Origin of the sequence: Pseudomonas sp. BYT-1, assembly GCF_023611805.1 — a bacterium.
GTDB lineage: Bacteria > Pseudomonadota > Gammaproteobacteria > Pseudomonadales > Pseudomonadaceae > Aquipseudomonas > Aquipseudomonas guariconensis.
Genome location: NZ_CP072559.1, coordinates 314,031 through 327,913 on the forward strand (window position 1 = coordinate 314,031; position 13,883 = coordinate 327,913).

Sequence of the window (13,883 nt, forward strand, 5' to 3'; positions counted from 1 at the left end):
TTCGATGCTGAGCGCGGAGCTCAAAGCCTTCTACATGGTGGCCCGCCTGGGCAGCATCACTTTGGCTGCGAAGAAGCTCGGGCTCAGCCAGCCCACGGTGACCACGCAGATCCGCAACCTGGAGAGCCACTACGCAGTTGAGCTGTTCTACCGGGGTGGGCGGCGCTTGGTGCTGAGCGAGGAGGGCGCGCGACTGTTGCCGATGGTCAAGGCCTTGCTGCAACAGGAAGCCGACATCGAGTTCGAGCTGCGCAACAGTGGTCAGGCCCAGGGCGGTTTGCGCATCGCCGCCACCGCACCCTATTACATCCTCGATCTGGTGAAGATCTTCCGTGAACGCTTGCCACAGGTGGAACTGACCGTAGAAATCGGCAATTCCCAGCAGGTGCTGGAGATGCTCGAGGACTACCGGGTGGACATCGCTGCCTCTTCCCAACTGGTGGAAGACAATCGTCTGGTGCGTCGCGTGCTGGGTAGCGACCCGCTGGTCGTGGCGGTGCACCGCAACCACCCGCTGGCCCATCGCCACGCAGTTTCCATCGACGCGCTGGCCGGGCACTGTCTGTTGATGCGTGAACCTGGTTCGACCACTCGCAAGCTGACCGAGCGCATGCTCGAGGAGGCCGGGGTCAACGGTGGGACGCTGTTGGAAATTGGCAGCCGTGAATCGATCCGCGAGGCGGTGCTGCGCAACATCGGCATCAGCATCATTGCCCGCCATGAAGTGCCGCATAACCCGGAGCTGCGGGTGTTGACGCTGGAGAATGCTCCAGTGATGCACGAGTACTTGTACTGCCTCAAGGAGCGGCGCCAGGCCAGGTTGCCGGCGGCGTTCCTGGGCGTGGCACAAGAGGTGGTGGGATCGCAGTTCTAGATCGGTGTTGGCTCCTTGGGGGTGTGTGCTGAACCCTGTAGGAGCGGGTTTCCCGTGAAAGCGCCGTTGAGTTCACTACAAAAATCCGTGAATGGCACTATCGGCAGCTTTTGCTTACCAGCCACATAACCTTCGCATTGAGTTCCTAGCATGGCCCCATCTGTTCGATGAGGCCCTGTCATGAACAACGCTATCCCCGCCCCGGGCGCACAAATGAAAGTGCGCAACATCCACAAGCGTTTCGGCGCCTTCACGGCCCTCAACGATGTCTCCCTGGACATCGCCGCCGGCGAGTTGGTCTGTCTGCTGGGCCCTTCCGGCTGTGGCAAGACCACGCTGCTGCGCTGCATCGCCGGTCTAGAGCGCCAGGACCGTGGCGAGCTGTACATCGGCGAACGCGATATCTCCCACTTGCCGCCCCAGGCCCGTGACTACGGCATCCTGTTCCAGTCCTATGCGCTGTTCCCCAATCTGACCGTCGAGGCCAATATCGCCTATGGTCTGACCGGCAGTAGCCGCGAGCAGGCACGCCATCGTGTGGCGCAGATGCTCGAACTGGTCGGTCTCTCGGGCAGCGAGAAGAAATACCCCGGCCAGCTGTCCGGCGGCCAGCAGCAACGCGTGGCCCTGGCCCGCGCCCTGGCGCCGTCGCCTTCGCTGTTGTTGCTCGACGAGCCCATGTCGGCACTCGATGCACGTGTTCGCGAGCACCTGTGCACCGAGTTGCGCCAGCTTCAGCGCCAGTTGGGCATCACCACCCTGATGGTGACCCACAACCAGGACGAAGCCATGTTGATGGCCGACCGCATCGCCGTGATGAACAACGGCCAGGTCGAGCAGTACGCCACCCCGCAGGAAATCTACGACCAGCCCGCCACGCCGTTCGTGGCCGAGTTCGTCGGTCAGGGCAACTGGCTGCCCTTCCAGCGCAGCGGCGACAGCCATGCCCAGGTGGGGGGCATGAACATGCGCCTGGCCCCTGGGGCGGTGCACAGCAGCAGCGGTCGACTGTTCTGTCGCCCTGAGGCGATCACCGTCAACCCGGTGGTGCATGAGGAGAACCTGTTCCCGGCCATGGTCCAGGAGATCACCTTCCTGGGTAACCGCTGCCGCATGAGCTTCGAGCTCAAGGCCCTGCCTGGCCATTCGCTGCTGGCGGAGCTGGCGCCAGAGGCCATGCCGCGCCTGGGGTCCCAGGACATCTGGGTGGCCTTGCCGCCGCGCAGCCTGCAGGTCTTTGCCTGAGATGGCCGCGCCCCTGTCCGTCGCGATCCCCCAGGCCAAGTCGGCACCACGCAGTGGTGTCGCTCTGGGCGATCGACTCTTCGTCGTCGGCGGCAAGTGCTTGCTGCTGCTCCTGCTCATCCTCGCCGTGCTGATGCCACTGCTGGCGATCTTCTGGCGTGGCTTCAATGGTGAGGCCGGTCAAGGTGGCGGCCTGGTCGCCGCCCGTGAACTGTTCGCCAGCGAGAACTTCCACTGGCTGTTGGGCAACAGCCTGAAGGTCGCCTTCAGTGTCGCGGCCATTGTCGTGCCGCTGGCCTATCTGTTCGCCTATGCCTTGCAACGCACGCTGATCCCCGCCAAGGGGCTGTGGCGAGGCATCTCGCTGCTGCCGCTGCTGGCGCCGTCGATGCTGCCGGCGATCGCGCTGGTCTACCTGTTCGGCAACCAGGGCCTGTTGCGCGGGCTGCTGACCGATAACGTCTATGGCTTCTGGGGCATCGTGCTGGGCGAGGCGATCTACACCTTCCCCCATGCTTTGATGATCCTGCTGTCGGCTTTGACGTTGGCGGATGCACGTCTGTTCGATGCCGCGTCGAGCATGGGCGCCGGGCCCTGGCGCGCGTTTCGCAGCATCACCTGGCCCGGCACCCGCCAAGCGGTGTTCGCCGCGTTCTGCCTGGTGTTCACCCTGACCATCACCGATTTCGGCGTGCCGGTCGTGGTGGGAGGCGACTATCAAGTGCTGGCGCTGGAAGCTTACAAGGCGGTGGTCGGCCAGCAGCAGTTCGGTCGGGGGGCGTTGATCGGCATGGTGTTGCTGGTGCCCGCGTTGCTGAGCTTTACCGTCGATGCCTGGCTGCGCCGACGCCAGGGCGATGCCATGAGCGGTCGTGCGCAGGTGTTCCAGCCCCAGCCGTCGCGCCGCCGTGATGCGTGCTTCCTGGCCATCGTGCTGCTGGTCTGCGCGGTGCTGTTGCTGGTCATCGGTATGGCGGTGTACTCGTCGTTGGTAAAGTTCTGGCCGTACAACCTGTCGCTGTCGTTCAAGCACTATATGTTCGACGACACCGCCGGTGGCGGCTGGCTGGCGTACCGCAACAGCGTGACCATGGCGCTGGCCACGGCGCTGATCGGCAGCCTCGTGATCTTCACCGGCGCCTACCTGATGGAGAAGACCCAGGGCCAGCGCCTGCTCAACCAGTCCCTGCGCCTGCTGAGCTTCATTCCCATGGCGGTGCCGGGCCTCGTCCTTGGCCTGGGCTATGTGTTCTTCTTCAACCTCAACGGCAACCCATTGCACGTGTTCTATGGCGGCATGGCGCTGCTGGTGGTGTGCACCATCGCCCACTACCTGACCACGGCGCAGATGACCGCGACCACTGCCCTGCGCCAGCTCGACAGTGAGTTCGAAGCCGCCGCGCTATCGCTCAAGGCACCGTTGTACAAGCACTTCATGCGGGTGACCGTGCCGATCTGCCTGCCGGCGCTGCTGGACATCATCCGCTACCTGTTCGTCTCGGCGATGACCACCGTGTCGGCAGCGATCTTCCTGTACAGCCCCGACACCATTCTCGCCGCCGTCGCCGTGTTGAACATGGACGACGCCGGCAATGTGGGCGGCGCCGCCGCCATGTCCACTTTGATCCTGCTGACCAGCGCGACCGCTTCGCTGCTGCTGGCCGGTGCATCCCGCGGCCTGCTGCGCCGCTCCCAGGCCTGGCGCCAGCGTGCGCCCGGCCATTGACCGACTGCCAACCCTGTAAGGAACCGCATCATGTTCAAGCCCCTCGCACTTGTCGCTGCCGTATCCGCCGTGTTCAGCCTGCAGGCTTCGGCCGCCGGGACCCAACTGACGGTCTACACCGCCTTGGAAGCCGAGCAGCTCAAGAGCTACAAGCAGGCCTTCGAGAAGGCCAACCCGGACATCGAGATCAAATGGGTGCGTGACTCCACCGGTATCATCACCGCCAAGCTGCTGGCCGAAAAAGACCGCCCGCAGGCAGACGCGGTGTGGGGCCTGGCTGCCTCCAGCCTGGCCATCCTCGACCAGAACGGCATGCTCGAAGCCTACGCGCCCAAAGACCTGGGCAAGATCTCCCCCAACTACCGCGACGCCGCCAACCCGCCTGCCTGGGTCGGCATGGACGTCTGGGCTGCCACCCTCTGCTTCAACACCGTCGAGGCCGAGAAGCAGGGCCTGAGCAAGCCGGTGAGCTGGCAGGACCTGACCAAGCCTGAGTACAAGGGCAAGATCGTCATGCCGAACCCGGCCTCGTCGGGCACCGGCTTCCTGGATGTCAGTGCCTGGCTGCAGACCTTCGGCGAGCCTCAGGGCTGGGCCTACATGGACGCCTTGCACCAGAACATCGGTCAGTACGTCCACTCCGGGTCCAAGCCGTGCAAGCTGGCTGCGGCCGGTGAGTTCCCGATCGGTATCTCCTTCGAGTACCCGGCCGTGCAGCTCAAGCGCCAGGGCGCGCCGCTGGATATCATCCTGCCCAAGGAAGGCCTGGGCTGGGAAATCGAAGCCACCGCGGTCATCAAGGGCTCGCCGAAGGCCGAGGCCGCCAAGCGCCTGGCCGATTTCTCGGCAAGCCCCGCGGCCATGGAGCTGTACAAGGAAAACTTCGCCGTGCTTGCCGCCCCTGGCATCGCCAAGCCGCAGACCGAGCTGCCGGCAGATTACGAGCAGCGCCTGATCAAAAACGATTTCGCCTGGGCCTCGAAGAACCGCGACGAGATCCTGAGCGAGTGGCGCAAGCGCTATGACGGCAAGTCGGAGAAAGTCGCTCAGCAGTAATCGCGGCTAGTCTCTTGCGAGGGCCGCTTGCCCTCATTCGCGGGTAAACCCGCTGCCACAGGGATGATGCTGAACCTTGTGGCAGCGGGTTTACCCGCGAATGTATTGGTACCTAATTCTGGAGATGAGCAATGCCCACCCCCGAACAGATCATCCATACCACTTTCACCCTCTACGAACGCCACGGCGCCGACGACTACATCGGCGAGGCGATCACCCAGATCGAGCACATGTCCCAGGCCGCCGAATTGGCCATGGCCGAGGGCTTCGACGATGAAGTGGTGTTGGCCGCGTTCTTCCATGACATCGGCCATCTGTGCGGGGAGGGCGAAGGGGACATGGGCGGCTATGGGGTGGTCAGCCACGAGCGGATCGGGGCCGAGTACCTTCGTCGCTGCGGTTTCGGCGAGCGCATGGCGCGGTTGGTGCAGTACCACGTCGAGGCCAAGCGCTACCTGACCTTGCGCCAGCCGGGTTACTACGACCGCCTGAGCGAGGCGAGCCGGCGTACGCTCGAATATCAAGGCGGGGTGATGAGCGATGCCGAGGCCGACGCATTCGAGCAGGACCCGTTGTTCAAGGTCAGTCTGCGCATGCGCGAGTGGGACGAAATGGCCAAGGAGGTCGGGGTACCGGTGATCGACCTGGCGCTGCTCAAGGAAAAGGCCCTGGCGTTGCTCTGACAGACCTCTACGCGGGTAAACCCGCGAAGGGATCTACAAGTCGTTCACCAGGGCTTCGAGTTGCTCCTGCCGCTCGGCCTGATTGACTCGCGCGCCAGGGTTGAGCGTCGACCACTGGGGGTGCGCCCGGGCGCGCTTGAGGGCCTCGGGCAGCTTGCCCTCACGCCAGGCTTTTTCATCCGGCTCGCTTAGGCGGATGCTGTCTTGCGCGGCATGTCCGCGGCTGTCGAGCGCCACCATCAGCTGTTGTTGGCGCAGCGCCAGCAGGCGCAGCACTGTGTCGTCCACGGTCAGTTCGCGCTGGCCTTTGAGCTTGCCCATCAGGCGCGACCCATAGTTGCGCGCCGTTTGCAGTGCGCCACCGGCAATGGCCCCGGCCAGGGCGGCGGCACCCAGGGTCAGGCCACCCACCAGCAGGTCCACGCCAGCCCCGGCGGCAGCCCCGGCCGCCACGCCGCTGCCCAGGCGCACGCCGAGCAGCTTCAAAGTCTCCGGGTTGAACAGGTCATCCCCCCAGCGCCCATCGAGCAAGGGCAGGTCACCGGCATGGGCGTCGTCGCGACGGAAGGCATAGAGCTTGAGCAGTGCTTCGACGCAGCGTTGCTCGCGTTGACGCACCTCATGACGCAGGGTTTCGATGGCTTGGGCTTCGGCGGCAGGTTCGGCCTCGACGCTGCGTCGGCAGGCGGCGCAGTCGAGCAGCAACTCGGCGATCAAGCGCTTGGCACTTTGCTGGCGTGCCTTGCGCTGGGCTTGCTGGTCGTTGATCAGGCGTTGCAGGGCGGGGCGGGCGTCCTCGAGCAGCAGGGCCAGGCTCTCGTACAGGCGCCGTTCGCCATCCTCGGGCGGCGCCACGCTGTCGAAGCGCACCAGGGCGTGCAGGCCAAGACGGGCGAGGGCTTCGCGCCACTGAGGCTCGCGATGCTGCTGGCTGGCGACGAAGTTGAGCACGGGTAGCAAGGGCTTGCCGCAACTGGCCAGGACTTCCAGCTCATCGCGGTACTTGGCCAACACCGGCTCGCGGGCATCGATCACATAGAGCCCGGCATCGCTCGCCAGCAGTTGGCGCAGGACCTTGGCTTCCTGTTCGAAACGCTGGCGCGCCTCGCTGCCCTGGAGAAACCGCTCCAGCCGTGCCGGGCCGTCCAGGCGTTCGCCGGGGCGTTCCAGGCGTTCCAAGTAATCGAGCAGGGCGATGGCATCTTCCAGGCCGGGCGTGTCGTACAGCTCCAGCAGCGGCTCGCCGTCCACCGACAGCCGCGCGCCCTCCACGTGACGGGTGGTGCTGGGCCGGTGGGAGACCTCGCCGAAGCTGACGTCACGGGTCAGGGTGCGCAGCAGGGAGGTCTTGCCGACGTTGGTGTGGCCGACCACGGCCAGCTTCAGGGGCTCAGTCATGGCCGTGCTCCAACCAGGTCATGGGCGAGGTGTCGGCGTGGGGCAGGCCGAGGCGATCCAGGGCGTCATGCCAATCACCCAGGCGATCGGCGTCCAGCGGCTCGCCTGGGAGGGCCTGGAGCAGCCAGATGCGTGTGGCCCCTGCGTTACGTGCCAGTTCGGCCAGCAGTGCGAGGCTGCCACGGTCAGGCGAGCGACGGGGGTCGCAGGCGATGGCCAGGCGGGCTGGCGGGAAGCGGCTCAGTTGCTCCAGCAGCTTGTTGCGCGATTCGCGGCTGTCCAGCACGCCCGCGTTGGCCACGGTCTTGGGCAGAATGGGTGGCCAAGGACGCTGGTCATCCAGCTCCAGGCCGACCAGCAGGGCGCCGCCATCCTGAACGCCCAATTGGCCGGCCCGGAACTCGGGCAGGGCGTGAGGCGCGGCGTCCTGCACGCCGAGCCGTTCGCTGCTGGGCATCAACACATCGCGCAGGTGGCTGTAGCCGGGCAGGTTCAGGTCCAGCTTCAAACGCGCGCGACCCTGATGCCAGTGCCACAGGCAGAGCAGGGCGAGCAACAGGCGCGGCAGCAAGCCGTACACCAGCACCACGCCAAGCAACCAGCTGGCCCAGGCCTGGCGTGCCAGGTCGAGCGCGGGCAGGGTGTCGCCGCTGGCGCGGATCAGGGCTTCATCGGGCACCGCGAAGCCCAGTAACGAAGGCAGAGCGCCGAGGGTCTGGGTCAGATGGATGAACGGTTCTGCGGCGAGCAGGGTGGTTTCCCAGACGAAGCCGTAGCGCCGGGTGGCCAGCAACGCCAGAAGCATGCCCACTGCGGCGACCATTGCCAGCAGCCACAGGCCATGCACCAGCGCGCCGAGCAGCCAGCGGTTGAGCCGTTGGCGTTGTAGCATCACCAGCAAGGCGGGGGCCAGGTGCGCGGCCTGCGCATCGCGGGCCAGGCGTTCGCTGAGCCATAGCCACAGACGGCCAAGGCCTGTGTCGTGCTCGCCGGCCAGCAACAGCCCGGCGGCCCATCCCAGCAGCATCAGCAGGTTCAGCCCCAGCAGGCTGCCCAGGGCCCAGAACACATTCACCGGGCGCTGCCCGTCGCCCAGGGCCGCCAGCCCCAGGCCGGCGCCGCTGAGAACGGCCAGTACCATCAGGGCCAGCAGGGCCAGGCGCGCGCCCTGTTTCCAATGGCGCAGGGCGTGGGTCATACCATCGCGTTCGGCCAGCCACAGCGCGCGCGTTTCGATGCGCGCCGCCAGGTCGCCACCTTGTTGGCGGGCGCGGCGGTTGGCTTCCTGATCCTCCAGGGGGCCGGCCTGTTCCTCGCGCAGGCGCACCGCTTCGGTGAGCCAGCGTTTGTCGAATAGGGTGGGTGCAGTCACGAGCTCTTCCATTGCACAAGTCAGGGCAAAGCATAACCCAGGCGTCGGGTGCTATCCTCGCCACCATGAATACATCACTCCCCCTCAGCCTGATCGCGGCACTCGCCGAGAACCGTGTGATCGGCATCGACAACACCATGCCCTGGCACCTGCCGGGGGACTTCAAGTACTTCAAGGCCAACACCCTGGGCAAGCCCATCATCATGGGGCGCAAGACCTGGGATTCGCTGGGCCGCCCTTTGCCGGGGCGCCTGAACATCGTGGTCAGCCGCCAACCGGGCCTGCAATTGCAGGGCGCCGAGGTGTTTCCCTCGCTGGAGGCTGCTCGGGTACGGGCCGAGCAGTGGGCGCGGGAACAGGGCGTCGGCGAGCTTATGTTGATCGGCGGGGCGCAGTTGTACGGGCAAGCGCTGGAGAAGGGCTTGGTCAGCCGCATGTACCTGACCCGGGTGGAGCTATCGCCGGAGGGGGATGCGTGGTTCCCTGAGTTCGACAAGGCTCACTGGCGCTTGGTGTCGAGTGAGCCGCAGGCCGAGGAAGGCAAGCCTGCGTATCACTTCGAGGTGTGGGACAAGGTTTGAAACTACCGGGGCTGCTTTGCAGCCCTTCGCGGGTGAACCCGCCCCCCAAGGATCACCACCAACCCTGTGGGCGCGGATTTCCGCGAAGCAGTCGCCACGGAGCTAGGAATGGCTCAGTTCGGCATGGGCATCATCGGCCAGCACCTGCTGGTCGGTCTGCTTGAGCAACTGGCTGGTGACTACGCCTGCCGTCATGGAGCCGTTCACGTTCAATGCAGTGCGACCCATGTCGATCAGCGGCTCCACGGAAATCAGCAACGCCACCAGCTCCACCGGCAGGCCCATGGCGGGCAGCACGATCAGCGCAGCGAAGGTCGCGCCGCCGCCCACACCGGCTACACCTGCCGAGCTGAGGGTGACGATGGCCACCAAGGTGGCGATCCACAGTGGGTCGAAGGTATCGATGCCCACCGCAGGCGCGACCATCACCGCCAGCATGGCCGGGTACAGGCCGGCACAGCCGTTCTGGCCGATGGTGGCGCCGAACGAGGCGCTGAAGCTGGCGATGGACGGCGGAACGCCCAGGCGCCGGGTCTGCGCTTCGATGTTCAGCGGGATGCTCGCTGCGCTCGAGCGGCTGGTGAAGGCGAAGGTGAGCACGGGCCAGACCTTGCGCAGAAAGCGCAGCGGGCTGACGCCGGTCGCGGCCAGGATCACGCCATGCACCACGAACATCAGGCCCAGGCCCAGGTACGACACCACCACGAAGCTGCCCAGCTTGAGGATGTCCTCGAGGTTGGAGCTGGCGACCACCTTGGCCATCAGCGCCAGCACGCCGTAGGGAGTGAGCTTCATCACCAGGCGCACCAGGCGCATCACCCAGGCCTGCAGGGTATCGATGGCCGCCAAGGCGCGGTTGCCCTTGTCGGCGTCGTCCTTGATCAGTTGCAAGGCAGCCAGGCCCAGGAACACAGCGAAGATGACCACGCTGATGATCGAGGTCGGCTTGGCCCGCGCCAGGTCACCCACCGGGTTGGTGGGGATGAACGACAGCAGCAACTGCGGGATGTTGAGGTCGGCGACCTTGCCCGCGTAGTCGCTGTGGATGGTTTGCAGCCGCGCGGTTTCCTGGGCGCCGGCCACCAGGCCGTCGGCGCTCAGGCCGAAGAGGTTGGTCAGGGTGATGCCGATCAGCGCCGCGATCGCGGTGGTCAGCAACAGGATGCCGATGCTCAGCACGCTGATCCGGCCCAGGGACGATGCATTGTGCAGGCGAGCCACCGCGCTGAGGATCGAGGCGAAGATCAGCGGCATCACGATCATCTGCAACAGGCCCACGTAACCGTTGCCGACCAGGTCGAGCCAGGCGATCGTCGCCTTGAGCACCGGATGGCCCGCGCCATAGAGCGTGTGCAGCACCAGACCGAACGATACGCCCAGCACCAGGCCGAGCAGGACTTTCCGGGCCAGGCTCCAGTCGGTACGGCGGGTTTGCGAAAGGCCCAGTAACAAGACCACGAAGGCCAGCAGGTTGAGTGACAACGGCAGGTTCATTGAAGCTCCAGGGTAAAGCACAAGAGGCATCGCCTCTGATTGAGCGATTGCGAACGCAAATGCTAACAGCCTGAAAACAAACGAATTTATACCCAAATCGAATGTGCTTAGTCGTTTCTGGAATATAAAGGCGTCGCACTTGGAACATCACGTGGCGCGTGGAGAAGGTTCGACGTCGCTGTCGGGCCCTTGTAGTGGCGGGGGTTTGTCTAGCGTTGCAGGTCCACTGTTCAGGAGAACTTGCAATGAAGTCTGCTCCGAAAGTACTCGCGGCGGGCCTGGCCCTGCTGCTGAGCGTCGAGACCTGGGCCACCGAGCTCAAGCACTGGCCCGCAGAGGCCGCCAAGCAGTTGGACAGCATGATCGCCGCCAATGCCAACAAAGGTAACTACGCGGTGTTCGACATGGACAACACCAGTTACCGCTTCGACCTGGAAGAGTCCCTGCTGCCGTTCATGGAAAACAAAGGGCTGATCACCCGCGACAAGCTCGACCCCTCCCTGAAGCTGATCCCGTTCAAGGACACCGCTGATCACAAGGAGAGCCTGTTCAGTTACTACTACCGCCTCTGCGAAATCGACGACATGGTCTGCTATCCCTGGGTGGCCCAGGTGTTTTCAGGCTTCACCCTCAAGGAACTGAAGGTGCAAGTCGATGAGCTGATGGCCTCCGGCAAGCCGATCCCGACCACCTATTACGACGGCGACCAGGTCAAGCAGATGGAGGTGCAGCCGCCGAAGGTCTTCACCGGGCAGACAGAGCTGTACAACAAGCTGATGGAAAACGGGATCGACGTGTACGTGATCTCCGCAGCGTCCGAGGACTTGGTGCGCATGGTCGCCTCGGACCCCAAGTACGGCTACAACGTCAAACCGCAAAACGTGATTGGCGTCAGTCTGTTGCTCAAGAACCGCACCACCGGGCAGTTGACCACGCCTCGCAAGCAGATCAGCGAAGGCAACTACGACGCCAAGGCCAATCAGGAGCTGGAACTGACGCCCTACCTGTGGACTCCGGCCACCTGGATGGCAGGTAAACAGGCCGCCATCCTCACCTACATCGACGAATGGAAAAAGCCTGTGCTGGTCGGCGGCGACACCCCCACCAGCGATGGCTACATGCAGTTTCACAGCGTCGATGTGAACAAGGGCGGCATCCATCTATGGGTCAACCGCAAGGCCAAGTACATGGACCAGATGAACGGGATGATCGCCAAGAACGCAGCGGCCCAGGCCAAGGAAGGGCTGCCGGTGACGGCGGACAAGAACTGGGTGATCGTGACGCCGGAGCAGATTCAGTAGCTCCTGTGTTGCTTGATTGGATTCGCGGTTAAACCCGCTCCCACAAAAAAACCGGCGCACGGGGCGCCGGTTTTTTTATGCCTTCAGGCCTTAAAGCCCTTCGAGCATCGCCTTGTTGCGCACAGCGCCTTTATCGGCGCTGGTGGCCAGCAGGGCGTAGGCCTTCAAGGCGGTGGTCACCTTGCGTGGGCGGGCTTCGGCAGGCTTCCAGCCTTTCTTGTCCTGCTCGATGCGACGGTGCGCCAGTTCCTCGTCGCTGACCAACAGGTTGATGGTGCGGTTAGGGATGTCGATGAGGATCTTGTCGCCGTCGCGCACCAGGCCGATGGCGCCGCCTGCAGCGGCTTCCGGCGAGGCGTGGCCGATCGACAGGCCCGAGGTGCCGCCAGAGAAGCGGCCGTCGGTGAGCAGGGCGCACGCTTTGCCCAGGCCCTTGGACTTGAGGTACGAAGTCGGGTACAGCATCTCCTGCATGCCCGGACCGCCTTTGGGGCCTTCGTAGCGAATGATCACCACGTCGCCGGCCTTCACTTCGTCGGCCAGGATGCCGCGCACGGCGCTGTCCTGGCTTTCGAAAATCTTCGCGTTGCCTTCGAACACCAGGATCGAGTCATCGACACCGGCGGTCTTCACCACGCAGCCGTCCAGGGCGATGTTGCCGTACAGCACCGCCAGGCCACCTTCCTGGGAGTAGGCGTGCTCGACGCTGCGGATGCAGCCTTCGGCGCGGTCGGCGTCCAGGGTCTCCCAACGGGTCGATTGGCTGAAGGCGGTCTGGGTCGGGATGCCGGCAGGGCCTGCCTTGAAGAAGGTGTGTACCGCTTCGTCATCGGTTTGGGTGATGTCCCACTTGGCGATGGCTTCTTCCATGCTGCGGCTGTGCACGGTCGGCAGGTCGGTGTGCAGCAGGCCGCCGCGGGCCAGTTCGCCGAGGATGCTGATGATGCCGCCGGCGCGGTGCACGTCTTCCATGTGGTACTTCTGGATGTTCGGCGCCACCTTGCACAGTTGCGGGACTTTACGCGACAGGCGATCGATGTCGCGCAGGTCGAAGTCCACCTCCGCTTCCTGGGCGGCGGCCAGCAGGTGCAGGATGGTGTTGGTCGAGCCGCCCATGGCGATGTCCAGGGTCATGGCGTTCTCGAACGCCTTGAAGCTGGCGATGCTGCGCGGCAGGACGGACGTGTCGTTCTCGCCGTAGTAGCGTTTGCACAGCTCGACGATGGTGCGGCCAGCGGTCAGGAACAGCTGTTCGCGGTCGGCGTGGGTGGCCAGGGTGGAGCCGTTGCCCGGCAGGGCGAGGCCCAGGGCTTCGGTCAGGCAGTTCATCGAGTTGGCGGTGAACATGCCGGAGCACGAACCGCAGGTCGGGCAGGCGCTACGCTCGTACTCGGCGACTTTCTCGTCGCTGGCGCTGGAGTCGGCGGCGATGACCATGGCGTCGACCAGGTCCAGGCCGTGGCTGGCCAGCTTGGTCTTGCCGGCTTCCATCGGGCCACCGGAGACGAAGATCACCGGGATGTTCAGGCGCAGGGCGGCCATCAGCATGCCGGGGGTGATCTTGTCGCAGTTGGAGATGCACACGATGGCGTCGGCGCAGTGGGCATTGACCATGTATTCCACGGCGTCGGCGATGATCTCGCGGCTCGGCAGGGAGTACAGCATGCCGTCATGGCCCATGGCGATGCCGTCGTCGACCGCGATGGTGTTGAATTCCTTGGCCACGCCTCCGGCGCGTTCGATTTCGCGGGCGACCAGCTGGCCCAGGTCCTTCAGGTGCACGTGGCCTGGGACGAACTGGGTGAACGAGTTGGCGATGGCGATGATCGGTTTCTTGAAGTCTTCGTCCTTCATCCCGGTGGCGCGCCACAGGGCACGAGCGCCGGCCATGTTGCGGCCCTGGGTGGAAGTCTTGGAACGATAATCAGGCATGAAGCACTCCTGGCGGCTTAATCAGGTCACAAAATGGGGAGTGAGCTTGTCTTTCCTTTGCGCCGAAGGCCGGTTGCCGCTGGCACGGATGAGGCCGAAAGCGTCACGGGATCGCCGTGTGCTCGACCAGAGCTCATAAACCCGCCGGGGATGTCTGGCGATGAATAGGCCGATTCTACACCGCTGGCGCGGCGAGGGAATGGTTCAGGTACAGGTGGTAC

At 64.7% G+C, this 13,883-nt stretch carries 11 protein-coding genes; 7 read left to right on the forward strand and 4 right to left on the reverse strand.

Translation table 11 applies throughout. The features are described from left to right. The first annotated feature begins 4 nt into the window (after nucleotides 1–4). The 5 genes from J5X93_RS01480 to J5X93_RS01500 all read left to right on the forward strand — a co-directional run bounded on the left by J5X93_RS01480 (nucleotide 5) and on the right by J5X93_RS01500 (nucleotide 5,584). Nucleotides 5–874, forward strand: coding sequence for a LysR family transcriptional regulator (locus tag J5X93_RS01480; protein WP_090343414.1), 870 nt, complete (start codon nucleotides 5–7; stop codon nucleotides 872–874). A gap of 180 nt (nucleotides 875–1,054) precedes the next feature. Further along, on the forward strand, nucleotides 1,055–2,119 hold the full coding sequence (locus J5X93_RS01485) for a putative 2-aminoethylphosphonate ABC transporter ATP-binding protein (protein ID WP_043208682.1): 1,065 nt from the start codon (nucleotides 1,055–1,057) through the stop codon (nucleotides 2,117–2,119). 1 nt (nucleotide 2,120) lies between these two features. Continuing rightward, nucleotides 2,121–3,845, forward strand: a complete 1,725-nt coding sequence (locus J5X93_RS01490) for a putative 2-aminoethylphosphonate ABC transporter permease subunit (RefSeq protein WP_090343411.1) — start codon at nucleotides 2,121–2,123, stop codon at nucleotides 3,843–3,845. A 30-nt stretch (nucleotides 3,846–3,875) separates the two neighbouring features. Continuing rightward, nucleotides 3,876–4,901 (forward strand): putative 2-aminoethylphosphonate ABC transporter substrate-binding protein, encoded by a 1,026-nt coding sequence (locus tag J5X93_RS01495; protein WP_043208679.1) that lies wholly within the window; start codon nucleotides 3,876–3,878, stop codon nucleotides 4,899–4,901. Between the two features lie 131 nt (nucleotides 4,902–5,032). Beyond that, nucleotides 5,033–5,584: a phosphonate degradation HD-domain oxygenase gene (locus tag J5X93_RS01500; protein ID WP_250034309.1), complete on the forward strand. Its 552-nt coding sequence runs from the start codon at nucleotides 5,033–5,035 to the stop codon at nucleotides 5,582–5,584. 33 nt (nucleotides 5,585–5,617) lie between these two features. On the opposite strand, the gene J5X93_RS01505 is transcribed toward J5X93_RS01500, so the two are convergent. Together J5X93_RS01505 and J5X93_RS01510 are read right to left on the reverse strand one after the other, a co-directional pair. Next, nucleotides 5,618–6,982: a GTPase/DUF3482 domain-containing protein gene (locus J5X93_RS01505; RefSeq protein ID WP_250034311.1), complete on the reverse strand. Its 1,365-nt coding sequence runs from the start codon at nucleotides 6,980–6,982 to the stop codon at nucleotides 5,618–5,620. Further along, a complete protein-coding gene (locus tag J5X93_RS01510) occupies nucleotides 6,975–8,366 on the reverse strand; it encodes a DUF2868 domain-containing protein (RefSeq protein WP_090343403.1) in 1,392 nt (463 codons plus the stop codon). The genes J5X93_RS01505 and J5X93_RS01510 overlap by 8 nt, the downstream gene beginning before the upstream one ends. Before the next feature lie 53 nt (nucleotides 8,367–8,419). Between J5X93_RS01510 and J5X93_RS01515 the strand changes: the two genes are divergently transcribed. Further along, entirely contained in the window at nucleotides 8,420–8,935 is a 516-nt protein-coding gene (locus J5X93_RS01515; RefSeq protein WP_250034313.1) for a dihydrofolate reductase, read from the forward strand. Nucleotides 8,936–9,037: 102 nt separating this feature from the next. Here J5X93_RS01515 and J5X93_RS01520 read toward each other — a convergent pair whose 3' ends face one another. Further along, nucleotides 9,038–10,429, reverse strand: coding sequence for an L-cystine transporter (locus J5X93_RS01520; protein ID WP_043208668.1), 1,392 nt, complete (start codon nucleotides 10,427–10,429; stop codon nucleotides 9,038–9,040). Nucleotides 10,430–10,674: 245 nt separating this feature from the next. Between J5X93_RS01520 and J5X93_RS01525 the strand changes: the two genes are divergently transcribed. Then, nucleotides 10,675–11,730: an HAD family hydrolase gene (locus J5X93_RS01525; protein ID WP_043208665.1), complete on the forward strand. Its 1,056-nt coding sequence runs from the start codon at nucleotides 10,675–10,677 to the stop codon at nucleotides 11,728–11,730. Nucleotides 11,731–11,820: 90 nt separating this feature from the next. Here J5X93_RS01525 and ilvD read toward each other — a convergent pair whose 3' ends face one another. Then, nucleotides 11,821–13,662, reverse strand: coding sequence for a dihydroxy-acid dehydratase (gene ilvD, locus J5X93_RS01530; RefSeq protein WP_043208662.1), 1,842 nt, complete (start codon nucleotides 13,660–13,662; stop codon nucleotides 11,821–11,823). Between the last annotated feature and the right edge of the window lie 221 nt (nucleotides 13,663–13,883).